This is a genomic window from Gillisia sp. Hel_I_29 (assembly GCF_000744275.1).
Lineage (GTDB): Bacteria > Bacteroidota > Bacteroidia > Flavobacteriales > Flavobacteriaceae > Gillisia.
Genome location: NZ_JQLP01000005.1, coordinates 1279005 through 1302126 on the forward strand (window position 1 = coordinate 1279005; position 23122 = coordinate 1302126).

Consider the following 23122-nt stretch of genomic DNA (forward strand, 5'->3'; position numbering starts at 1 on the left):
AAATTACATTTTTAAAGGGAGTTTAATTTGAAATACAGTTCCCTTAGGTTTATTATCAAATGTAATAATTTCTCCTCTATGACTTTTTATAATACCGTGCACTACACTTAAACCTAAACCGGAACCTTCTCCAATAGGTTTGGTAGTAAAAAAAGGTTCAAAGATCTTAGACCTCAAAGCTTCTGGAATTCCCGCACCTTCATCTTTGATCTCCATTGTAAAATGATCTTTATCACTTCTTATGGTTATAAAGATCTCGCTCTTCTCTGGAGCTATATAAATAGCATTAATTAGTATATTGAATAATACCTGAGTAAATTGAATAGTATCTATTTGCGCCTTTAATTGCTCATTGTCTATGCAGAGGCTATAAGTTATTCCAGCCTTCCTAAAGTTTGGAGCTAATAGAGAAAGTGCTTGCTCTATTAAAGGTTTTAATAAGGTAGACTCTCTATGTTGAGGCATTTCGCAAGCAAAGAACATGAGCTTCTTCACTATTTCTCTAGAATAGATGGCAGCCTTTATGATCTTATCTGAATCTTTTTGGGTTTGTTCTTCTAGGCTATTTGATTTTATCAATTCGGCAAAGCCTAGAATATTTCCTAAAGGCGTATTAAGCTCGTGTGCAATACCGGCAGTGATCTCACCTAATATGGAAAGTCTGTCATTTCGTTCTGCACTGCGCTGTAGAAGTTCTTTTTTCTCTTCGATCTCACGGCGTTCGAAAAACTCGGTGATTTCTATAGCTACCTTATTTAAAAGTTTCTGTTCTTCTTCTAAAAAATGTGCATTTTTTAAATTGCCGGTATTATAGAGCACCTTAATAGCACCTCTTGATTCGTTAAAAGGTGATATAATACTTGACTGGTGGATGTAGCTTTTAGGTAAAGCAGCGGTTGCCACTTTATAATTTTCAAGTTCTAAAAGCACAATTGCCTGATCTGGATACAGCCAGGCTTGCTGGGTAATTTTGCAGATTTCTTCTAAAGTGTCTAAAACAGAGTTAGAATGTTTGCGAATTGCAGAAGAAACTTCATACAAACAAGATAACTCTTTAACTCTTTCCTCTAATCTTTTGGAAATAGATATGTTGTTAGACATATAGACTTCATTGATTATTCTACACTAAGATCTGGAATATCGATCATTTTTCCACCCTTAGATCTTCCTAAAATAACTACGTCTTTACTATCTTTATACTCGTTTATTGCAAGTATAAGTTGTTCTTTAGTATCTCTTCTAATTTTTACACCAGTACTTTTATTCTTGTTACGGACTTCTATATAGAATCCATCTCGTAAGTCCTTCGGTTTTGTAGCAGGTCTTCCCATAATAATTTTTTGAATTTTAGATGTGATCAGGATTAATCCATAAAAGTAAGAAAAGAAACTTTATCATCTTGCCTATTATTTTAAAATGATCACTAAATACCTCATTAGACGTAATAATATTCATTTCCAAACACTTATGGGCAATAAAATGTATTTTATTTATCTTTTTTTAACATTAATATAGCTTCTCAACAATTTAAATGCATCAGTAAACGCCAATTTGGTCTGTGAATGCTGCAATTCCTATCAATATCAAAGATAATTCATTAAAAAATTTACTTAACTTTCTAATGAAATTCTATCAAAGATTAATGCAAAAAAAAAACCGAACTATTTGTTCGGCTTAAGTTTTAAATGCAAATTTCTTAATAAGAAAATGACCTTAATTTCCATAGGTAAGTGTCAATGTCATATTGTATTCCAATTAGTAGATCTTGAGTCACTACATCCTTATCTCCAACCAATTCAATACTTTCGGCAAGGTTATCAGATAATTTTTTAGTACTCATTACCAAACTCTTTATCACTTCATGATCTTTTTGGAATCCAGTAGGAGTGTCACCAAGCTTAGCTTTTGTTGCTACCGCACTTGGCCTTCCATCTGCAGCCTGCCCTAAAGCTAATTTTCTTTCTGCTAGTTGATCTATATCTCCAGATAAAGATTTATAGAAATCTCCTAATAAAGAATGTAGACTTTCAAATTGTGGTCCCTGCACATTCCAATGTGCCTGTTGTACTGCGTGAAATTGAGCTATAACATCGTACAGTATGTTTTGTAATTCTGAAGAAACCTGTGAAGATGCTTCTACTTTTGGTGTATTAGCACTTAGGTTAAGATTAAAATTCTCCTGCCCAAAGCTAAGAAAGCTTACTAGCAAAAATACTGAGGTAATCATCTTTTTCATAATATCTATTTTTTTATAAAATTCATTAAATTGAATGAAAACATATATTAATCATTTATTAAGCTCTTCATAAAGTTTAAATTTAATTGTATTCAAAGATTTACGTTAATAATCCTTAAAAAAGCATCACTCTTTTTGTTTAACATATTATATTAATAATTAAACAAAATCTATGTTTATATTTGTTGATGTTCGTATTTAACTAATAATAATTTAAAAGTCTTCATCGATGTTCAACCTATTTAAAAAGAAATCAGAAAAAGAAAAGCTTCAAGCCGAGTATGAAAGTCTTTTAAAAGAATCGCACCGTCTTTCTACAAGTAATAGAAAAATGAGCGATCAAAAAGCTTATGAAGCAGAGGAGGTGATGAAAAAATTAGAAAGGTTGAATTCTTAAAATTCTTTATATGTCTGTAGACAAGAAGCCAGATAATGTTGTTTTTGACGTAGAAACTCAAAAGTATGACGCTGCACTTAAACCTTATGCTACCTCATTGGGTGCTCCTGTAATCACAACTCCAGATACTATAACCTGGAAAAATAGAAGTATCAACAAGCTGAATCATAAAGTAGAAACCAAATACTTAGAGTTAAAAGCAGCGTATGAAAAAATGATCCAAGAATTTGAATATAATAAACTCATCTTTAGCTCCAAATTTACTTTTGAACCTATAGTTAATCAATTGTATCATTTATACAAAAGGGATAATGGAGAAACTTTTCTTTCCATTATTGCGCCAGAGCAATGTAATTTTAATAATCTTGGGAGCTTTTATTTAAATGCGGACCAGATATGGGAAAAAATTTAAACTAAATTATGTTAGATACTACCGAATTTACAGAACGAGAATTAGATAGAATTATAGAAATGGCCTGGGAAGACAGAACTCCGTTTGAGGCTATAGAATTTCAATTTGGGCTTCCTGAAAAAGAGGTTATTAAAGTAATGCGTGGAAACCTGAAAGAGTCTAGTTTTAAAAGATGGCGAAAACGTGTTAATAGCGGAGTGAGTCAAAAACATTTAAAGAAGCGATCTCCAGACATGTTACGATTTAAAAGCACGAGACAAAAAGCGATTTCTGGAAATAAAATAAGTAAAAGATAATGAGAACCTTTGAACAGCAAGAATTGTCTTTTCCTACGTCTTATTCCAAGATCATAGAGCAAATTCATGCTGTAGATCCGGTTAAATATGGGGCTGATAGAAATTATCTTAACGGTTCTGTATCTCACTTGTCGCCCTATATTTCAAGAGGTATTATCTCCACAAATTTTGTTTTTACAGAGGTTCTAAAGCAAGGCTATCAAACTGCTCAAATAGGAAAATTTATTCAGGAATTGGCCTGGAGAGATTATTGGCAGCAAGTTTGGATCGCAAAGGGAGATCAAATAAATTCAGATCTTAAACATGCGCAAGAAGCTGTTACTAATGAGATGATACCTAAGGCAATTGTAAATGCTACAACAGGCATTGAGGCCATAGATAAAGGAATTCAAAGCTTCTATGAGACAGGATATCTTCACAATCATCTTAGAATGTATATTGCTTCCATATCGTGTAATTGCGGGCAAAGTTATTGGAAGTTACCAGCAAAGTGGATGTATTATCATCTCCTAGATGCAGATTGGGCTAGCAACGCTCTTAGCTGGCAGTGGGTTGCAGGAACTAATGCAAATAAAAAGTATGTAGCCAATCAAGAGAATATCAATAATTATTGTTTTACAAATCAGCAAAATACCTTTCTAGATGTTCCTTACGAGAGTCTACCGCTAAAGGAGATACCAGAAAATTTAAAAGAGCTAATAAACCTTAACTTAACTACTCCGTTGCCAGAGAAGAAAGATATTTCTATCAAAGAAGCGCTTCCTACAATTATTTATAATTTCTACAATTTAGATCCTATTTGGAAAAAAGATCTTTCTGCTAATAGAATACTGTTACTGGAACCATCACACTTTGAAAATTATCCGGTTTCTCAAAAAACCATAGATTTTGTTTTAAGCATTTCTAAAGAGAATATTTCAAATATTCAAATTTACGTTGGAGAATTTCATGAGCTAACGGAAGCTTATCATTTAAAAGAAATTTACTACAAGGAGCATCCTTTAAATAACCATTATAAAGGGATTGAGGAACCAAGAGAATGGATGTTCGATGTAAAGGGTTATTATCCTTCCTTCTTTGCGTATTGGAAAAAATGTAAAAAGCAACTATCTTTTTAGTAGCTAACATCAAGCTAATAATCACAATACGGCCAAAAGAACTTTTAAGACTTGAAAAAAGAATTTCTACCCCAGAAAATATGTGTTGTGTGTAAATTACCATTTACATGGCGCAAGAAATGGGAGAAGAATTGGGAAGAAGTGAAATATTGCAGTGAACGTTGCAGAAGAACAAAATGAAAAGTATAAATCTTATATTTCCACATCAATTATTCAAAGAATCTCCACTTTTTGAATATGATGCTCCTGTATATCTAGTTGAAGAATATTTATTTTTCAATCAATATAAATTTCACAAACAGAAGATAGCTTTTCATAGAGCCACTATGAGAAGATATGCAGACTTTCTAAAGAATACTGGAGGTTATGAGGTGCATTATATTGAAGCTACAGAACCTATCTCTGATATTAGATCTTTACTTATAGAATTACATAATAATGGAGTAACGCATATAAATTATATAGATCCAACAGATTTTTGGCTGCAACAACGATTGGAAAAAGGTTTTAAAGAATTAGGTATTTCCTCTTCGTGTTGTAGGTCTCCTTTATTTCTAAATTCAAAAGAAGATATTACCGATTATTTTAAAAAAGATCAAAAGAAATATCAGCAGAAGAATTTTTATTTAGAGCAACGTAAAAAGAACAATATTCTTATAGAACCCAACGGTTCTCCAACGGGAGGAAAATGGAGCTTTGATGAGGACAATAGAAAGAAATACGAAGCCAAAAAGCAACCTCCAGTAGTACATTATCCAGATGTAGATAGCTATTTTAAAGAAGCTAAAGATTACGTAGAAAAGCATTTTTCTAAAAATTTAGGTACCATTACTGCACATGCACTATATCCTACCAGTTTTGAGGCTACCCATTCTTGGTTAGATCAATTCTTCGAAAATAGATTTTTAGAGTTCGGAAAATATGAAGATGCTATAGTTGCAGAATATTCTATATTAAACCATAGCGTTCTAACCCCTATGCTTAATGTAGGTTTAATTACGCCACCTCAGGTTATAGATGCCTGTTTGGAATATGCAAGAGAAAATGATATTCCTATTAACTCTACGGAAGGATTTATAAGACAGATTATAGGTTGGAGAGAATTTATTAGAGGTGTTTACGAGGTTAGGGGAGTGGAAGAGCGCACCACAAATTTTTGGAAATTTAAGCGTAAGATCCCTGCGTCTTTTTATGATGGTACCACTGGAATAGTTCCTATAGATAAAACGATCAAAAAAGTATTGGAAACCGGCTATTGTCATCACATAGAACGTTTAATGGTGCTTGGGAATTTTATGGTGTTGTGTGAGTTTGACCCAGATGAGGTCTATAAATGGTTTATGGAACTGTTTATAGATGCGTATGATTGGGTGATGGTTACCAATGTTTATGGAATGAGTCAGTTTGCAGATGGAGGCTTGATGGCTACAAAACCTTATATAAGTGGAAGCAATTATTTAAAGAAGATGAGTAATTATCCTAACGGAGAATGGCAGGCAGTTTGGGATGGTCTTTTCTGGCGCTTTATGGATAAACATAGAGATTTCTTTCTTGCTAATCCCAGATTAGGAATGCTGGTAAGAATGTTTGATAAGATGCCTGTAGAAAAAAAGACATTACATTTAAAAAATGGAGAGAATTATCTTTCTACTCTAGCAACTTAACAGGATTTAATTACACAAAAAAGTGAGGTTACAGATCAAAATTAAACTTTATGATGCTATTTAAAACTACAAATACCAATCACATTTTTATTCAGGAGAGTACAGATGCTGTGGGGAAGCCTTTTTCATTTTTAGAGAAAATAAAGCTGGGAAAGATAAGTTCAGGTAAATTAGAGATTGCAGCGTTTAGTCCAAAACTTCAACCAGAAATGTTAGCAGTTGCAGATAGTTCTTTTGCAACCATCGTTTTACGGCCTAAGGGAATCATAGTAAATATAAGCGATGCAACAAACCAATATTCATGGGTTATTCCATATTACAGATTGGTGATTTATAATACCCAGACCTTTACGATACATGCAAATGGGCATTTTATTAAGTGTAGAAGAAATAAGAACTATCATGATAATAAGAAATTTATTAATAAAATGATCGATCTTAAAAATGACTCGTTAAACTTAGAGTATTATGATGGATAAGCAGAGAACCATTAAACAAAATCAAGATGAAATTAAAGCTAACTATATTCACCTTATTTTTATTTACTATGCAAACAACCACAATTTTTAAATTTGATAAGACAACAGATATTTCAGGATGGTCTGTGGTAGATGATGGAGTTATGGGAGGTAGATCTGCAGGAAAATTTCATCTAAACAATGAGGGGAATGCAGTATTTGAAGGTCGGGTTTCGTTAGAGAATAACGGCGGGTTTTCTTCTGTTAGATATGGCTTTGAAGAGATGAGTACCAAAGGATTTACCAAAGTGCTTTGTATTATACTGATATAGGTTGACCTTTTTTGATTCGATTTTTGACAGTTTAAATGGTCAGTAGTTCTAAAATTTGTTTGTTTCTTTTGTAGGAATGATAGTCTACATTTCTATTCAAATGAACAAAGTTAGGGGTGTTCAATTTGAGACTGAAATGTGGTCTTTTGTTGTTGTAAATCTCAACAGCCCTTTTGACCATCTTCTTCGCTAAGTTAGTATTTTTTATAGTTCGTTTTAAATCATATTCATATTTAAGGGTTCTGTTGACTCTCTCAGCCACGGCATTCTCGTATGGGTCGTACTTCTCGGTCATGCTCATTTGTATTCCGTTTTCCTCAGCAAAGCTGGTGTATTGGGGATTGCAATACTGAATTCCACGATCTGAATGATGAATGAGTTTCTGATTCTTGTATTTCCTGTTTTTAATGGCCATTTTAAGCGCATCGATGCAAAGTGATGTCTTCATATGGCTTGCCAATTTATAACCCATAATTTGCTTGGAATAGGCGTCTGTGACCAATGCCAGATAACTGTGTCCGTTCTGTGTTTTAATATAGGTGATATCGCTTACCCAAAGTTGTTCAGGCCTGGTGGGCACTTTGTCTTTTACCAGGTTTTTGTATTTAAAGAATCGATGTTTTGAATCAGTTGTGATATGGAATCGCTTTAATTTAGGCACGAGCAGGTTATTCATGCGCATCACCTGATAGAATTTATCCCTTCCTATTTTGATACCGAGTCGGTTCATGTCAGCCTTTAATTCCTGATATAGTTTGATTCCACCGGTGCGCAGTCCGTACTGACTCCGATACTCTTTGATGAGCCGAATGATTAGCTGTTGCTGTGTTTGCGTGGTCTGATGAGATTTTAACCGCTTATAGAAAGCTTGTTTGGAAACCCCAAAACATTGGATCAACCATTTTCTTTTAAACGGTTTTGCTTCTTTTTTTCGATCTCGTCTGCTAATGTTTTGGGCAATGACTTTTTTGACATATCAACTCCGGTAATAAGTTCCATGTCAGCAATAATGTCTTGTTGGAAGTCTTTTACAAACTCCAGCTCCTCTATTTTTTCTTTGAGTTTTTTGATCTCATCTTTCTTGCTCATCCCTTGTTTCTTTTGTTCTAAAGTACTGTATTTTTTCAACCAGTAGTAAATAGAAGCTCTGGAAACCTGATATTTATCGGAAGCATGATTGATAGAGATCTGTGCATTTTGGATCTGATCGATGATAACCAGCTTAAGATCATAACCTACTTTTTTGTAGGAAGTTTTTCGACAGTGTTCATTTTGTTCTTTCATTAGATATAGTGCTAAAAGGATTAATTTTTAGTCAACCTATTTCAGGAAAGTACACTTCTAAAAGTAAAAGGAGACGGTAAAACCTATCAATTTAGAGTAAAGCATAAAACAAAAGATTACTATTCTTATATAGTGAACTTTCAACCTTATGAAGAGTGGGGAACGATAGAAATAACACTTACAGAGATGTACCCTGCTTTTAGAGGAACTAATCTTGATATTCCAAATTATGACAGAGAAAGTATAGAGGAAATTGCCTTTTTAATAGGCAATAAAAAAGCCGAGGATTTTAAATTAGAAATAGCATCTATTATTTTGAAGTAGAACTTTGGTAGACTTAAAAAAAAGCATAATTACGCCTACAGATCTTAGATCTTTAATCCCCTTCTTTAATCCAGATCTACCACAACTTTTGTTGGCATACAGAAGGTAAATTTAATTTCATCTTCTAAAGAACTCACCTTCATTTTACCGCCATGGGCTTTGGCAATTTCAGAAGAGATATATAGTCCTAAACCAAGTCCGGATTTATTATTCTCAGAATTTGTAGAAAAGAATGGTTTAAAAAGACTTATCATTTTTTCTTCTGGAATTTTCTTACCCGCATTTAAGACGCTTAGTTTAAATTGGCCATTCTCTGCAGTAACGTTGGTTTGAATAGGCTTTAGAGGATCCCCGTGCTTAACAGCATTGCTCAAAAGATTGGAGTATAATTGCCCAATTCTATTATGATCGCACTCTACCTCTTCCTTAAGATCTATTTTCACCAGAATTTTATGATCTGGATCTACGGTTCTAATTTCATCTATTACCTGAAGTAATGTTGTTTCTAAGATATTGTTATTCTTAGCAATTTCAAGGGAAATACCATCGCCTAAATGTCCTTTAGCAAAATCCAGAAGATTATCTATTAAAGCCTGCATTCTATAGGAAGTAGCCTTTATTGTTCGCGCTTGGCGCTTTGCCAGTTCTGGTAGCTCTATTTTTAATAAAATGTCTGCACACATCCTTGTAGTACCAACCGGATTACGAAGATCATGGCCTAATATGGCAATAAAGGTTTCTCGAAGTTCTGCAATATGCCTTTCTTCCTTTAAACTGGAATTCAATTCTTCTAATTCTTCCACTGCATCCAGATGAAAAGATATAAGTTGCGTGTATAGTTGAAATAGATCTTTAATCACCTTATTTTCTAGCTTGGCAGGTTCTGGGTCTATAGCACAAAGAGTCCCGAAAAAACTTCCGTCTTTTTTAAAGATAGGAAAGGAAATATAACTCTGAAATCCATAGCGCTCTGGTGTTTTATGATTACAAAATTGCTCATTCTTCGCAACATGTTCTATAATAACCGGAGTATTATGCTGGCGAATCTCATTACAAATGGTGGTTTCTAAAACCAATTCATCTCCTGTATTAAGGCCAAAATTTATTTCATCTTGCGAAACACAAGTAATCCATTTTTCATCGGTTACTCTAGCAACTGCAGAAAATTTCATTCCTGTAGTTCTGCAAATAACATTAAGAATAGATGGGATTGCACCTATTTTAGAGATATTATCAATATCATTAATTAAATGAGGGGCTAAATTTTCTCTGTACATAAACTGAAAGCGTTATTTTTCAAAAATACTAAATAGATAAATTAACATACTAGCTAATAACAGCGATTTAAACCTCAAATCTGGGATATTAAAATTGGAGGATTTGGGAGTTTTATTACTATCAATTTTCGGGTAGCATATTTATTCATTCTTAGCAATATTCATTGATCGATAAAAAATAGTTTGTATTCTAAAACGAAATTTCCAAAAGACTATAAATAAATAAAAATGACCATAAGACAGTACGTATCCAATTCTTTTTAACGAGGCTAGTGAGCATTTTTTGATCTCCGTTGTTTTTCGCAATTTTAGAATGAATTGGCACAAAGATGCCAAAGGTAGAAATCCAAATTACTGCAATGGTTAGAAGACTAATTATAGTATAAAAGTTTGATTGCGTGATAAGTTGATAAAAAGCAATTCCTAATTGTCCAAACATCAAAGGGATCACGATAGTACTAAACCTTTTGGTATACGCAGTATGCCAATTCACTAATTTTTCGGGACTATAGTATGCAAAGCTAGGATATACAATACGCTGAATGATCCAGATAAGCACTAATAATCCAAAATCTAATAATAATCTTATTATTTCTATGCTCATTTTAAATGCTTAGTGATCTTGGTACTTAGTGGATTGGTGATTGAGAAATAATAATCTACTAAGTTTCCTTTTTCATCTACGAGGTATTTCTGAAAGTTCCATTTTACACTAGAACTTTTCTTATTATTAAGTTCTTTAGAAGTTAGCCATTTGTAGAGGTCGTGCTGTTTACTGCCTTTTACATTTATTTTTTCTGTCAGTAAAAATGTAACTCCAAAATTCACTTCACAAAATTCTTGAATTTGCCCAGCTTCTCCCGGTTCTTGTTTCCCAAATTGATTGCATGGTGAACCTATTACCACCAGACCTTCCGGATAGCTATCACTTAATTTCTGAAGTTCTTTGTACTGTTTAGTAAATCCACATTCTGAAGCTACATTTACAAATAGCATCTTTTTTCCCTTATAATCTAATAGCGTTATAGGTTTTCCATCTAGAGCATTAATCCTAATATCGTAGATAGATCTTTCATTTTGTTTTGTAGAAGATATAGGCGCCACCTTCATTTTATCATTAGTTTTCATGTAAATTGGGATTTTTGTAAAAATGCCACTAATTATTCAAAGATGCTATTAATCAATTATTAACCTCTTATTAAAATATTCTTACCAACCTATTTTTATGGTTGGAAGTGAGATTGTGAATATCTATTCTTAGATAATTTTTGAAGGCGTCTTTTTAAATTTATATTTGGCACCCTTAAAAAAATCAAGATATGAGTGCAACGTGGTATGAGTGTAAAGTTAAGTATAGAAAAACACATGAAACTGGAGAACAAAAAGTTATCTCTGAGACCTACTTATTAGATGCGATCTCTTTTACAGAAGCAGAAGCAAGAATAACAGAAGAAATGACCGCTTACACGAGCGAGGAATTTATGATCACCAATATAAAAGTGGCAAATCTAGCAGAAGTTCATCCTTTTGAGAATTCAGACAGATGGTTTAAAACCAAAGTCTCTCTAATGGCTATAGATGAAAAAAGCGGGAAAGAGAAAAAATCTAACATGTACCTTTTAGTTCAGGCAAACGATGTGAAAGAAGCCTTTGATAATTGCACGAAGGCTATGGAAAATACTATGGGAGATTATTCTATTCCGGCCATTAATGAGTCACCAATAGTAGATGTATTTCCTTACTTTTCTGGGGAAGTTGAAGATTCTTCAGAAGAAATGAATGCAATTAAAGCTGAAACTGAAGATGTAGTAAATGAAGAGGTTTTAGAGGATGAAGTGTTAGAAGAAACAGAAATCGCGTAAGTAATAGATTTCTAATATAAGAACGCCTCTTTTTTTTAAAGAGGCGTTTTTTTTTAATAATTATTTCCCTAGGTCTGGTCTATCTTCATATAGATCCTTAAATGTTTTATCTGTACTATAATTATCTCTTAAGATCTTATAAACACTGAAAATTAACAGTGCTTGCCCAATAAGCATTATTCCAAAAATAATTCCGAAGGAGATATTAAAGTTAGCCAACACACAAAGTGTTATTAAAAGTACGGTGGTTATTACCAACCAATTAATGGCAGTTATTTTCATAATATCTTTTTACTTAAGTTAACCATTTTCTACGGAGATCATTCTCAATAAATTCTTAAAAAATTCGAGAAAACTGACAGGCATCATTTTGTTACTTTATCACTATCATCAATTTTGTAAAAGCTAATGCCAACTTTAATTATATGGAGTCTTGCTTTCATTGTGGTGATATTTGTAGTACAACCACTATTTCTCATCAGGATAAATCTTTTTGTTGCAATGGTTGTAAAACTGTTTTTGACATTTTAAATGACAATGATCTTTCCTATTATTATGATCTGGAAAGAACTCCCGGAACCAGTCCGCTAGCACAAGAAGTAAAATTTGATTTTTTAGAGAATTCAGAAATTATTAAGAAGTTGGTAGAGTTTGATGAAGATGCTATTCAGGTAGTAAGCTTTCTTATTCCATCTATACATTGTAGTTCCTGTATCTGGGTTTTAGAAAATTTAAATAAGCTAGATCCTGCCATAAGGAACGCGCAGATCAATTTTCCAAAAAAGACACTTAGAGTTTCGTATAAGAGCACCGAGATCTCTTTAAAACAATTGGTGCTGTTACTGTCTAGAATTGGATATGAGCCTTATATTTCGCTAGAAGATGCCACAAAAAAAGGAACAATAATAGATCGAGGCCTTATCTACAAAATTGGCGTGGCTGGCTTTGCATTTGGTAATATTATGTTTCTGTCTTTTCCGGAATATTTTGAAGTAGATGAATTTTGGCTCAATCAATACAAACATGTTTTTAGATGGTTGATGTTCGCGCTATCTTTACCGGTGATCACCTACGCAGCAAGAGATTATTTTATATCTGCATTTAAAGGGCTTCGTTCTAAGATCTTAAATATAGATGTTCCAATCGCCCTTGGAATTATCGTTTTATTCTTGAGATCTTCGGTAGATATTACGATGAATTGGGGATCTGGATATTTTGATAGTATGTCTGGACTTGTCTTTTTTCTATTGTTAGGAAAGTTCTTTCAACAAAAAACATATGCGTTTTTATCTTTTGAAAGAGATTACAAATCTTACTTTCCTATTGCAGTAACTAGATTACAAAAGAAAAACTCTTCTTCCGAAGAAATAGAAGAGCAGGCACAGGTTTATGAACTTAAAAAAGGAGATCGTATCTTAATTCGAAATTCAGAATTACTACCTGTAGATGGAATTTTAATAAAAGGTACAGCTTTAATAGATTATAGTTTTGTTACCGGAGAGGCAGCACCTCTTCATAAAAGTTCTGGAGATATGCTCTATGCCGGAGGAAGGCAGCAGGCAGGTTCTATAGAAGTTGAGGTCTTAAAATCTATAGAACAGAGCTACCTTACTCAGCTATGGTCTAATGAAGTATTTGATAAGAACAAAGAAAGTACTTTCCAATCTCTAACAGATAAGATTAGTAAAAGTTTTACTATAAGCCTACTTAGCATTGCTATTTTTGGCTTTGTGGGTTGGATGTTCATAGATAGTTCTAAAGCATTGAATGTTTTTACTGCGGTACTTATAGTTGCTTGCCCCTGTGCTATTGCATTGGCAGCTCCATTTACATTAGGTAACCTTCTTCGTATTTTTGGTAGCAATAAATTATATATAAAAGATAGTTCTGTTATAGAGCAAATGGCGAATGTAGATACTGTGGTGTTCGACAAGACAGGAACTTTAACTACCACTTCCAATAATATAATTACTTATGAAGGTATATCTCTTACTACAGAAGAAGAATCGCTTCTTACCAGTACGCTTCGCGCATCTAATCACTCCTTAAGCAGACAGTTATATGAGCTTTTAAATAAAAATGAAATTCAAACCTTAGATGATTTTGAAGAAAATGTAGGTCAGGGAATCACCGGAGTTATCAATAAACATCATATTAAAGTAGGTTCTATAAGTTATGTGGGTCTAAGTTCTGAATCCTTAAAGAGCGATCAACGCACCGCAGTACATATAAGTACAGATAATCAATACAAGGGTTGTTATGTTTTCTATAATGATTACAGACAAGGGATCAAGCCTATTTTCGATTCCTTGACGCCGGACAGGGAGATCATTATTCTCTCTGGAGATAATGATGGCGAAAAAGATAATTTGTTAAAACTACTCCCTGCCAACTCTAAATTGCTGTTCAACCAAAAACCAGAAGATAAACTCTCATATATTCATTCTTTACAGGAAAAAGGGAAAAAAGTTATGATGATAGGCGATGGTTTAAATGATGCTGGAGCATTGGCTCAGAGTGATGTTGGTATTTCTATTTCTGAAAACGTGAATATTTTCTCACCTGCCTGTGATGGAATTTTAGATGCTTCCAGATTTCAGGATCTTACCACCTATTTGGAAATTTCAAAAAAAGGAGTGAAAACTATTAAGAACGCCTTTAGATTTTCGCTTTTTTATAATGTTATAGGTTTAGGTTTTGCATTATCAGGAAATCTAGCTCCTGTGGTTGCAGCAATCTTAATGCCTCTAAGTTCTATTAGCATAGTAATATTTACAACACTGGTTACTTATAGATTAGGTAATAACCTCAATAAATTCTCAACTTCCTCCTATCCTGAAGATCTTCAATAACTTTGGAAAGTGAGCCTTCATAATTTAGATATTTTCCTAAATACCTAGTTATCAAATTGTTTTGAAAAGTGCTGTATTTATTAGCCTTTACGTGATATGTTATAGCATCTTTTTAACGAACAAATACCTCTAAACCTGACAATCGTCAGGTTTAAAAAAACTTCATAATCATAATTTTACACATAGATATTTAAGCCTATGGAAATTATATATATGCTTCTTGCAATTAGTGTTATTGTGGCGGTTTTATTTTTTATAGCCTTCATAATCTCTGTAAAAAGTGGTCAATATGACGATACCTATACGCCATCTGTTAGAATGTTATTTGATGATGAGCTTGTAGATACTAAGAAAAATAATAAAGATCAATCAGTTTCTAACCAATCAAACAAATCAAAAGTTCAACGTAAGTAATATGGAAATTCAAAAGTTTTATTACGATAATAAGATCGTACGGAAATTTATTGTCGCTACAATGTTTTGGGGCATTATAGGGATGAGTGTAGGCCTTTTATTGGCATTTATGTTTCTTTTTCCAAATGTAACCGATGGTATTCCATGGTTGAGTTTTGGAAGACTTCGCCCGCTGCATACCAACGCTGTTATTTTTGCATTTGTGGGTAATGCCATTTTTGCCGGTGTTTATTATTCAAGTCAGCGTTTGCTAAAAGCAAGAATGTGGAAAGACTGGTTGAGCACCTTTAATTTCTGGGGGTGGCAACTTATTATAGTGGGTGCAGCTATTACATTGCCATTAGGATATACAAGTTCTAAAGAATACGCAGAACTGGAATGGCCTTTTGATATTGCCATTGCAGTGGTTTGGGTAGCTTTTGGTATTAACCTCATAGGTACTATTATAAAAAGAAGGCAGAGACATATGTATGTTGCAATCTGGTTCTATCTGGCAACCTTTGTTACGGTTGCAGTATTACATATTGTGAATAGCATGGAGCTTCCAGTTAGTGCCTTAAAGAGTTATTCTATGTATGCCGGAGTTCAGGATGCGCTGGTACAATGGTGGTATGGCCATAATGCTGTAGCATTTTTCTTAACCACGCCATTTTTAGGTTTGATGTATTATTTTGTTCCTAAAGCGGCAAATAGACCGGTCTACTCTTATAAATTATCTATCGTACATTTTTGGTCACTTATTTTTATCTATATCTGGGCGGGTCCACATCATTTACTTTATTCCTCTTTACCAGATTGGGCGCAAAACCTAGGGGTTGCATTTTCAATAATGTTATTAGCACCTTCTTGGGGAGGAATGATCAACGGACTTTTAACCTTGCGCGGGGCTTGGGACAAAGTGCGTACAGATCCTGTTCTAAAATTTATGGTGGTGGCCATTACTGGATATGGGATGGCAACTTTTGAAGGGCCTATGCTTTCTCTAAAAAATGTGAATGCCATTGCACACTTTAGCGATTGGGTAATTGCTCACGTACATGTTGGCGCCTTAGCATGGAATGGATTCCTTACATTTGGTATGGTTTACTGGATGGTACCACGTTTATTTAAAACCAACTTATGGTCTATAAAGTTAGCTAATGTTCACTTCTGGGTAGGAACTCTAGGGATCATATTATATACCATCCCAATGTATGTAGCCGGATTTGTACAAGCTTCTATGTGGAAACAATTCAACCCGGATGGAACCCTTACCTATGGTAATTTCTTAGAAACACTAACCGAGATCATTCCAATGTATTGGATGCGTGCCATTGGTGGTACCCTTTATATAATTGGAGCCTGTATCGGAATTTATAATATCATCCAAACTGCTCGTAATGGGGAGAAAGTTACAGATGAACTTGCAGAAGCAGCAGCATTAGAAAAAGTAACTAAAAAGCGCACTTCCAAAGAAGGTTACCATACCTGGTTGGAAAGAAGACCTGTAAAACTTACCATTTTTGCCACTATAGCCATTTTAATAGGTGGTATGGTTCAAATTATACCTTCTTTAATTGTAGACGATTATATTCCTATAATATCTAGTGTAAAACCGTACACGCCTTTAGAACTGGAAGGTAGAGATATTTATATACGTGAAGGTTGTGTGTCTTGTCACTCACAAATGATACGCCCCTTTAGAAGTGAAGTAGAGAGATATGGAGATTATTCAAAAGCCGGGGAGTATGTATATGATCACCCTTTTCTATGGGGTAGTAAAAGAACCGGTCCAGATCTGTTTCGTGTAGGAGGAAAGTATAGTGATAATTGGCATCTAAATCACTTCTATGATCCTCAAACTACCTCTTCAGGCTCTATAATGCCATCATATAAATGGCTGCTGAAAAATGAGTTGGATAAGGGTATGACAGAAGATAAAATGGAAGCTATGGTAACATTAGGAGTTCCATATACTGCTGAAGATATTTCTAGAGCACAGCAATGGATGACAGAACAGTCTACCCAAATAGAGAAAAATCTTTATAACGATCCCGATTTTGCAAGAACCTATGAGGCAGATATGAAATATGCCAAAGAGAATGGTGAAGATTTTATTGAGATGCGTAATCGTGAGGTTGTTGCGCTTATTGCCTATATCCAAAGGCTAGGAACAGATATAAAAATTAAAAACGCAGATGGTACCACTGCAAACTTAAACGAATAAGGCTATGTTGAAATTTATAAAAGGGAATCTGGAAAATATAGATGGAGTAGAGATCTATCCTATTATCTCATTATTGATATTCTTCATCTTTTTTACCGTGTTGATTTGGTGGGTATTAACAACCAGCAAAGCGCATATAACAGCCGTTAGCAATATTCCGCTAGAAGATGATACAGTAATCTTAAAAGAAAAACAGTTATGAGAAGTTTTGGATCAATTTTAAGAATTATTGGAGTTGCATGCGCAGGTTATCTTCTCTTTGAAATAGCTGCGTGGGGCCAGGAAGATTCAGTTTTTGAACAACAACCCTGGCTATGGGCAGTGTATTTTCTAATTCTAACTATTTATGTTGCTGGAGAGATCTCTGCACAAGCTCTAAAAAGCATTTTATATAAAACGTTGAAACCGGAAGCCAAAGAAGCTTATGATAGAGAAGCTTCTATAGCTAAAGACAATCAATTTCTTTGGCTAAAAACTACCTATATCAAATTGTTGGGAAGTAAGCCTTTAGAAGAAGAAGGTGAAATCATTCTAGATCATAATTATGATGGAATACAGGAATTAGACAATAAGCTACCACCATGGTGGGTATATGGTTTTTATGCATCTATAGTTTTTGCTATTGTTTATATGGTGAGGTTTGAAGTTTTTGACGATTACAATCAGGTAGAAGAATATGAAGCTGCAGTAGCACAAGCAAATCTGGAGATAGCAGAATGGAAAAAAACGGCTAAAGATCTTATAGATATTAATAATGTAGAACTGTTAACCGATGCCAGCGATCTAAAAGCAGGAGAACAAATATTTGCTGCCAATTGTATAGCCTGCCACAAAGAAGGTGGAGGTGGTGGTATCGGACCAAATCTAACCGATGACTACTGGATTCTTGGAGGTGGAGTTAAAAATGTTTTTCATACAATTTCTGAAGGAGGAAGAGATGGAAAAGGTATGGTTGCTTGGAAGTCTGATCTCAAACCTTCAGAAATGGCACAGGTGGCAAGTTATGTTCTAAGTCTGCGAGGTACCAATCCTCCAGATGCTAAAGAACCTCAAGGAGATCTTTGGAAAGATCCTAATGCTGCGGAGGAAGTAGGAGAAGCTATTATAGATAGTTCCGCTACCGCAAATTCTTTAGAAAATTTAACTACAGAAAAAGAAATAAGCACTACCAAATAATTAAGGCGGCTTAAATGCTAAGCTTTAAACTATATAACTAAATGGCAGAACAAGGTAAAGATAACTTTAGGGATTCTATAGGAACCTTAAGTGAAGAAGGAAAGCGAGCCTGGGTTTTTCCAAAGAAGCCTTCGGGGAAATGGTATAAATACAGGAAGTATGTAAGTTATGTATTACTGGCATTTTTGGTGTCTGCACCGTTCCTTAAGATTGGAGGAAATCAATTTTTGATGTTTAATGTACTAGAACGCAGGTTCAATATTTTTGGATTTCCATTCTGGCCACAAGATTTTCATCTTTTTGTGATCATGATGATCATTGGTGTGGTTTTTATAACCTTGTTCACGGTTGCATTTGGTAGAATATTTTGCGGTTGGATCTGCCCGCAGACCATTTTTATGGAAATGGTATTTAGACGTATAGAATATCTTATAGATGGAGACCGAGGCAAGCAGATAAGGCTGAGTAAAATGCCTTGGAATGCAGAAAAAATTAGAAAACGCAGCTTAAAATGGACCATCTTTTTTATAATCTCATTTCTTATTGCCAATGTTTTTCTAGCTTATTTAATAGGAAGTGATCAGCTTATAAAATACATTATAGATGGTCCTTCCTCACACATAAGCACCATTATTTCGCTATTAATTTTTACAGGAGTTTTCTATTTTATCTTCGTTTATTTTAGAGAACAGGTATGCATTATTGCCTGTCCTTATGGAAGGTTACAGGGTGCATTATTAGATAATAAATCTATAGTAGTTGCTTATGATCATGTTCGAGGTGAAAAAGAAGAGGGAAGAGCAAAATTTAAGAAGAACGAAGATAGAGCCTTAACCGGGAAAGGAGATTGTATAGATTGTTTTCAATGTGTAAATGTGTGTCCTACTGGGATAGATATTAGAAATGGAACGCAACTGGAGTGTGTGAATTGTACTGCCTGTATAGATGAGTGTGATCATATTATGGAAAGTGTAAACTTGCCAAAAGGTTTAATAAGATATGCAAGTGAAGATGAAATAGAGAAAAAGAAGAAATTTAAATTTACTCCAAGATTAAAAGGCTATACCGCTGTTCTAACCATTTTAATAGGTGTCTTGGTAGGTATGCTCTTTTTGCGAAATGATATTGAAGCAAATATTTTAAGGTTGCCGGGGCAGCTATATGAGCATAAGGCAGATAATATGATTAGTAATGTTTACACCTATAAGCTAATTAATAAGACTGTAGATGACATTAAAGATGTTCATTTCAAACTTTTATCTCACAAAGGGACCATCAAAGTAGTTTCTCATGACGGAAATTTCAATGTAGAAAAACAAGGCTTGGCAGAAGGGACACTTTTCATTCAAATAAACAATAGTGCATTAGATGGAGATAAGAATAGATTACGAATAGGGATCTATAGTGGGAAACTGCTTATAGAATCTACTACCACATCATTTTTAGGTCCCAGAAGTTATAAATGATCTTATAAATAATTACTGTAAATAAAGATAGTATGGAAAAATCCAAAAAAAAGCAATGCTGTAAAGCTTGCCTTGCCAAAGCCGGAGGAAGTCCGAAATGCAAATCTAATTTAGATTCTAGCCAGGACAGAAATAGTGAGAAATCTATTAAAATTGAAAGCCTATGAAATGGAATTGGGGCAAGGGGATAGTGGTAGGATTATCATTGTTTATGGGATTTATCTTATATCTGGTCATTACTTTGAGTACTAACAACAAGTATAGTTTTGATCTGGTTACAGAGGAATATTATGCTAAAGAGATGGCATACCAAACAGAAATAGATGCCGAGAAAAATACTCACAATCTTACAAGTAAGATCATGGGACAACGAACAGCAGCAGGGTGGATGTTAAGTTTCCCTGAAGAATTGCATTATAGCTTGGTTAAGGGCACGGTTACACTCTATAGACCATCTAATGAAAAGCTGGACTTTGAGCTTCCTTTATCTTTAAATGAATCTAAAATGCTAATTCCCGCCAATAAAATGATTGATGGAAGATGGAATATCATAATTTCATTTAACCAAAATGGGGAAGAATATCTATATAAAAAATCAATAACATACTAATGATCATTTCTGCACTTATTTTTGGTCTTTTGGGAAGTTTTCATTGTATAGGAATGTGTGGTCCTATTGCTTTTCTATTGCCTTTAGACCGAAAAAATGAAGTGAATAGAATTGCACAACTTTTAAGTTATCATGCAGGTAGAATATTCACCTACTCCTTTCTGGGTTTAATCTTTGGGATGCTTGGCAAAAGTTTGAACCTTATTGGTTTACAACAATACCTATCTATAGGAATTGGTGTTTTAATGATCTTGGTAATCCTTGTTCCTTCTAAGTTCTCTCATAAATTTCAGATTGCTAAACCTATTTACAAAGTTGTAGGGAAGGTGAAAAATGCAATGGGAAAAGAGCTGAAGAACAAAAAACCAAGTACTTTTTTTACTATTGGGTATCTAAATGGATTGCTTCCATGCGGATTGGTGTATATGGCCATATTTGGAGCTTTGGCAACCGGTGATGCAGTTTCTGGGAGTTTATATATGGCTGTTTTTGGACTTGGTACTATTCCTTTAATGACCACAGCAATTTATCTAGGAAATTTTTTAAAATTACAAGTGCGACAAAAAATATTGAAGTTGATCCCTGCCTTTGTAGTACTTATAGGCTTATTATTCATATTAAGAGGCTTGGGATTGGGGATACCCTATATCTCTCCATCAAGCACTATAAACATTGAAAAAGCATCATCTAGTATGAGTTGTTCTTAAATCATCAATTTAAAATATAGGTAGCTATAAAAACGATCAAAAAAAAAAGAGAAGCCTTAAGTGCTTCTCTTTTTTAATTTGAAGAATGTGACTTACACGGTCATAGAAAATAAAGGTCTATCTGGTTGTTTCTGCTGGAGTCTGAGATCGAAAGGCATACAAACATTTCTTAAAAACGGTCTTCCTTTTTCAGTTATTTCTACAGATCCTTCTGTTAGAATAATTAGACCATCTGCTTGCAGCTCTTTCAATTTGGTAAGTATATCTGGAATTTTGGCGAGATACTGCTCGTGGTGATTCCACTCCGTTTTAAATGTGCACATTAGATTTAGAATATGCATTCGTACTTTAAGATCTTCCGAAGTTAAAATATGACCTTTAGAAATGGGTAAAATTTTATTAACTATTAATTTCTCATAAGCTTCAATATTTTTTACATTCTGAGCAAAACTATACCAACTATCTCCAATAGCAGAAACTCCTAGGCCTATCATTACCTGAGTTTTACTGTCGCAATACCCCATGAAGTTACGATGAATAGTACCGTTATGTTGTGCTTTATACAATGAATCTGTTTTTAGAGCAAAATGATCCATTCCTATTTCCACATAACCCGCTTCTATAAGTTTATTTTTTCCCGCCTCATACTGCTCGCGCTTTAAAGCTGCAGAAGGTAAATCGTTGTTATTAAATCCACGTTGACCATTTCCTTTAATCCACGGCACATGCGCATAACTATAATAGGCAATTCTATCTGGTTGTAATGAGATCGTTTTATCTATTGTATTAATTACATCTACTAAAGTTTGAAAAGGTAATCCGTAGATGATATCATGTCCCACAGAAGTGAAACCAGCACTATAGGCATTTTCAGTAGCTGTTTTCACATTTTCATAAGGTTGGATACGGTTTATAGCTTTTTGCACTTTAAGATTATAATCCTGTACCCCATAACATACACGCTTAAACCCATGAGAGGCCAGAGTTTCTAAATGTGCAGTAGTGGTATTATTAGGGTGTCCCTCAAAGCTGAATTCGAAATTAGGAGCCTTATCTGCAAGTGTAAATAACCCACATAATAGCCTGTCTAGATGTTCTGCAGAAAAAAAAGTAGGGGTGCCGCCTCCAAGGTGTAATTGCTTGATCTTTGGTCTCTCTTGAAATAATTCTGTATATAATTTAAATTCCTGGATCACTAATTGAATATAGGGAACTTCAACTTTATGATTTTTAGTAATACGTTTGTTACAGCCACAAAAGGTGCACATACTTTCGCAATAGGGAAGATGAATATAAAGGCTTATTCCTTCTGAAGAATTACTTTCTTTAAACGACTGTTGCAAGGTTCTCTTCCAATCTTTAAGTGAAAAATTCTCCTCATCCCAATAGGGCACAGTTGGATAACTGGTATATCTAGGTCCAGGAACGTTATATTTTGAAATTATAGAGTGCATACTAAGCTATTTTAAATGCAAAAATATTAGAACAGCTATGAGTAAGAAATGACGAAAATCAGCTTTGGTGCAGAGTGATAATATTTAATTGAAGGTTGTAATTTTATGGGGTAATCACGGTGTGTAGATTAGAATCAGCTAAAAAGGCTTAGTATTTAAAAATAAAAAGCATGCCTATAAGACATGCTTTTTAACTGGTATATTTATAACTTTTTATGCCAGATTCTTTTGAACGTGCATATAAAGATCATCTACATTAAAAGGTTTTGCTATAAAATCATTAGCTCCAGAATCATTAGCAATAGAAGGGTTTGCATGAGCAGACATTAATAATACAGGTATATCTTTTGTGTTTGAAGTTGCCTTAACCAATTTGCAAAGATCTATCCCATTTCCATCGGGAAGCATGATATCAAGAAGAATAAGATCTGCATCTGCAGTAGAGATCTTGTTTTTAAAAGATTTTGCATTAGCAAAGGCCTCCACTTCATAATCTTTATCCATCAATAAAAAAGAAATAAGCTCTCTCAAAGCATGGTCATCTTCAACTAAATAAATTTTTTTCATCTTAATTTCT

The 23122-nt window shown here is 34.0% G+C and carries 29 protein-coding genes and 1 pseudogene; 19 read left to right on the forward strand and 11 right to left on the reverse strand.

All coding sequences use genetic code 11. The features are described from left to right. Nucleotides 1–3: 3 nt before the first annotated feature. The 3 genes from P163_RS10915 to P163_RS10925 all read right to left on the reverse strand — a co-directional run bounded on the left by P163_RS10915 (nt 4) and on the right by P163_RS10925 (nt 2236). Nucleotides 4–1101, reverse strand: a complete 1098-nt coding sequence (locus P163_RS10915) for a sensor histidine kinase (RefSeq protein ID WP_034890877.1) — start codon at nt 1099–1101, stop codon at nt 4–6. A gap of 14 nt (nt 1102–1115) precedes the next feature. Continuing rightward, nucleotides 1116–1331, reverse strand: a complete 216-nt coding sequence (locus P163_RS10920; protein WP_034890881.1) for a hypothetical protein — start codon at nt 1329–1331, stop codon at nt 1116–1118. Nucleotides 1332–1696: 365 nt separating this feature from the next. Further along, the gene (locus P163_RS10925; RefSeq protein ID WP_034890884.1) at nt 1697–2236 is read right to left on the reverse strand and encodes a Dps family protein; all 540 of its coding nucleotides are present in this window, start codon (nt 2234–2236) and stop codon (nt 1697–1699) included. A 229-nt stretch (nt 2237–2465) separates the two neighbouring features. Here P163_RS10925 and P163_RS18320 point away from each other — a divergent pair, with 229 nt between their 5' ends. The 8 genes from P163_RS18320 to P163_RS10960 are packed head-to-tail and all read left to right on the forward strand — an operon-like array spanning nt 2466 to nt 6913. Continuing rightward, nucleotides 2466–2633 carry a Lacal_2735 family protein gene (locus tag P163_RS18320; RefSeq protein WP_034890887.1) on the forward strand — a complete coding sequence of 56 codons (168 nt, stop codon included), beginning with the start codon at nt 2466–2468 and terminating at the stop codon, nt 2631–2633. Between the two features lie 10 nt (nt 2634–2643). Beyond that, the gene (locus P163_RS10935) at nt 2644–3045 is read left to right on the forward strand and encodes a DUF2452 domain-containing protein (protein ID WP_034890889.1); all 402 of its coding nucleotides are present in this window, start codon (nt 2644–2646) and stop codon (nt 3043–3045) included. A gap of 8 nt (nt 3046–3053) precedes the next feature. Then, on the forward strand, nt 3054–3341 hold the full coding sequence (locus tag P163_RS10940; RefSeq protein ID WP_034890892.1) for a TIGR03643 family protein: 288 nt from the start codon (nt 3054–3056) through the stop codon (nt 3339–3341). After that, the gene (locus P163_RS10945; protein ID WP_034890894.1) at nt 3341–4459 is read left to right on the forward strand and encodes an FAD-binding domain-containing protein; all 1119 of its coding nucleotides are present in this window, start codon (nt 3341–3343) and stop codon (nt 4457–4459) included. The genes P163_RS10940 and P163_RS10945 overlap by 1 nt, the downstream gene beginning before the upstream one ends. Nucleotides 4460–4510: 51 nt before the next feature. Then, entirely contained in the window at nt 4511–4639 is a 129-nt protein-coding gene (locus tag P163_RS18180; protein ID WP_081891330.1) for a DUF2256 domain-containing protein, read from the forward strand. Further along, complete coding sequence (locus P163_RS10950; protein WP_034890897.1) at nt 4636–6123, forward strand: cryptochrome/photolyase family protein; 1488 nt, start codon at nt 4636–4638, stop codon at nt 6121–6123. Before P163_RS18180 ends, P163_RS10950 begins: the two co-directional genes overlap by 4 nt. Before the next feature lie 50 nt (nt 6124–6173). Further along, nucleotides 6174–6602, forward strand: a complete 429-nt coding sequence (locus P163_RS10955; RefSeq protein WP_051931225.1) for a hypothetical protein — start codon at nt 6174–6176, stop codon at nt 6600–6602. A 26-nt stretch (nt 6603–6628) separates the two neighbouring features. Then, nucleotides 6629–6913, forward strand: a complete 285-nt coding sequence (locus P163_RS10960) for a CIA30 family protein (RefSeq protein ID WP_051931226.1) — start codon at nt 6629–6631, stop codon at nt 6911–6913. 31 nt (nt 6914–6944) lie between these two features. On the opposite strand, the gene P163_RS10965 is transcribed toward P163_RS10960, so the two are convergent. Beyond that, a complete protein-coding gene (locus tag P163_RS10965) occupies nt 6945–7811 on the reverse strand; it encodes an IS3 family transposase (protein WP_034886819.1) in 867 nt (288 codons plus the stop codon). Beyond that, nucleotides 7808–8197, reverse strand: a complete 390-nt coding sequence (locus P163_RS10970) for an IS630 transposase-related protein (RefSeq protein ID WP_034886817.1) — start codon at nt 8195–8197, stop codon at nt 7808–7810. Before P163_RS10970 ends, P163_RS10965 begins: the two co-directional genes overlap by 4 nt. 66 nt (nt 8198–8263) lie before the next feature. Here P163_RS10970 and P163_RS10975 point away from each other — a divergent pair. Continuing rightward, a pseudogene (locus tag P163_RS10975) lies at nt 8264–8521 on the forward strand (CIA30 family protein); the annotation flags it as partial. A gap of 65 nt (nt 8522–8586) precedes the next feature. On the opposite strand, the gene P163_RS10980 reads toward P163_RS10975, so the two are convergent. From P163_RS10980 to P163_RS10990, 3 genes are all read right to left on the reverse strand, one after another. Next, nucleotides 8587–9798, reverse strand: a complete 1212-nt coding sequence (locus P163_RS10980) for a GAF domain-containing sensor histidine kinase (protein ID WP_034890900.1) — start codon at nt 9796–9798, stop codon at nt 8587–8589. Between the two features lie 190 nt (nt 9799–9988). Beyond that, the gene (locus P163_RS10985) at nt 9989–10402 is read right to left on the reverse strand and encodes a hypothetical protein (protein ID WP_034890903.1); all 414 of its coding nucleotides are present in this window, start codon (nt 10400–10402) and stop codon (nt 9989–9991) included. After that, entirely contained in the window at nt 10399–10926 is a 528-nt protein-coding gene (locus P163_RS10990; RefSeq protein ID WP_034890905.1) for a glutathione peroxidase, read from the reverse strand. The genes P163_RS10985 and P163_RS10990 overlap by 4 nt, the downstream gene beginning before the upstream one ends. A gap of 191 nt (nt 10927–11117) precedes the next feature. Here P163_RS10990 and P163_RS10995 point away from each other — a divergent pair, with 191 nt between their 5' ends. Continuing rightward, nucleotides 11118–11660, forward strand: a complete 543-nt coding sequence (locus P163_RS10995) for a DUF4494 domain-containing protein (protein WP_034890908.1) — start codon at nt 11118–11120, stop codon at nt 11658–11660. A 60-nt stretch (nt 11661–11720) separates the two neighbouring features. Here the strand turns inward: P163_RS10995 and P163_RS11000 are convergent, their stop codons facing one another. Continuing rightward, a complete protein-coding gene (locus P163_RS11000; RefSeq protein WP_034890911.1) occupies nt 11721–11942 on the reverse strand; it encodes a hypothetical protein in 222 nt (73 codons plus the stop codon). A gap of 143 nt (nt 11943–12085) precedes the next feature. Between P163_RS11000 and P163_RS11005 the strand changes: the two genes are divergently transcribed. The 9 genes from P163_RS11005 to P163_RS11040 all read left to right on the forward strand — a co-directional run bounded on the left by P163_RS11005 (nt 12086) and on the right by P163_RS11040 (nt 21091). After that, nucleotides 12086–14512: a heavy metal translocating P-type ATPase gene (locus P163_RS11005; RefSeq protein ID WP_034890914.1), complete on the forward strand. Its 2427-nt coding sequence runs from the start codon at nt 12086–12088 to the stop codon at nt 14510–14512. Between the two features lie 198 nt (nt 14513–14710). Continuing rightward, on the forward strand, nt 14711–14926 hold the full coding sequence (gene ccoS / locus P163_RS11010; RefSeq protein ID WP_034890917.1) for a cbb3-type cytochrome oxidase assembly protein CcoS: 216 nt from the start codon (nt 14711–14713) through the stop codon (nt 14924–14926). A 1-nt stretch (nt 14927) separates the two neighbouring features. Then, nucleotides 14928–17132: a cytochrome-c oxidase, cbb3-type subunit I gene (gene ccoN / locus P163_RS11015; protein WP_034890920.1), complete on the forward strand. Its 2205-nt coding sequence runs from the start codon at nt 14928–14930 to the stop codon at nt 17130–17132. Between the two features lie 4 nt (nt 17133–17136). Then, nucleotides 17137–17334 (forward strand): CcoQ/FixQ family Cbb3-type cytochrome c oxidase assembly chaperone, encoded by a 198-nt coding sequence (locus P163_RS11020; RefSeq protein WP_034890923.1) that lies wholly within the window; start codon nt 17137–17139, stop codon nt 17332–17334. Continuing rightward, a complete protein-coding gene (locus tag P163_RS11025) occupies nt 17331–18308 on the forward strand; it encodes a cbb3-type cytochrome c oxidase N-terminal domain-containing protein (protein ID WP_034890926.1) in 978 nt (325 codons plus the stop codon). The genes P163_RS11020 and P163_RS11025 overlap by 4 nt, the downstream gene beginning before the upstream one ends. A 41-nt stretch (nt 18309–18349) precedes the next feature. Then, nucleotides 18350–19774 (forward strand): cytochrome c oxidase accessory protein CcoG, encoded by a 1425-nt coding sequence (ccoG, locus tag P163_RS11030; protein ID WP_034890929.1) that lies wholly within the window; start codon nt 18350–18352, stop codon nt 19772–19774. A gap of 32 nt (nt 19775–19806) precedes the next feature. Continuing rightward, nucleotides 19807–19941 (forward strand): hypothetical protein, encoded by a 135-nt coding sequence (locus P163_RS18730; protein WP_262489657.1) that lies wholly within the window; start codon nt 19807–19809, stop codon nt 19939–19941. Further along, nucleotides 19938–20384: a FixH family protein gene (locus P163_RS11035; RefSeq protein WP_034890937.1), complete on the forward strand. Its 447-nt coding sequence runs from the start codon at nt 19938–19940 to the stop codon at nt 20382–20384. Before P163_RS18730 ends, P163_RS11035 begins: the two co-directional genes overlap by 4 nt. Then, nucleotides 20384–21091, forward strand: coding sequence for a sulfite exporter TauE/SafE family protein (locus tag P163_RS11040; RefSeq protein ID WP_034890939.1), 708 nt, complete (start codon nt 20384–20386; stop codon nt 21089–21091). The genes P163_RS11035 and P163_RS11040 overlap by 1 nt, the downstream gene beginning before the upstream one ends. Before the next feature lie 92 nt (nt 21092–21183). On the opposite strand, the gene hemN is transcribed toward P163_RS11040, so the two are convergent. Both hemN and P163_RS11050 read right to left on the reverse strand, forming a co-directional pair. Further along, nucleotides 21184–22545: an oxygen-independent coproporphyrinogen III oxidase gene (hemN, locus tag P163_RS11045; RefSeq protein WP_034890942.1), complete on the reverse strand. Its 1362-nt coding sequence runs from the start codon at nt 22543–22545 to the stop codon at nt 21184–21186. 213 nt (nt 22546–22758) lie between these two features. Continuing rightward, nucleotides 22759–23112 (reverse strand): response regulator transcription factor, encoded by a 354-nt coding sequence (locus P163_RS11050; protein ID WP_034890944.1) that lies wholly within the window; start codon nt 23110–23112, stop codon nt 22759–22761. Between the last annotated feature and the right edge of the window lie 10 nt (nt 23113–23122).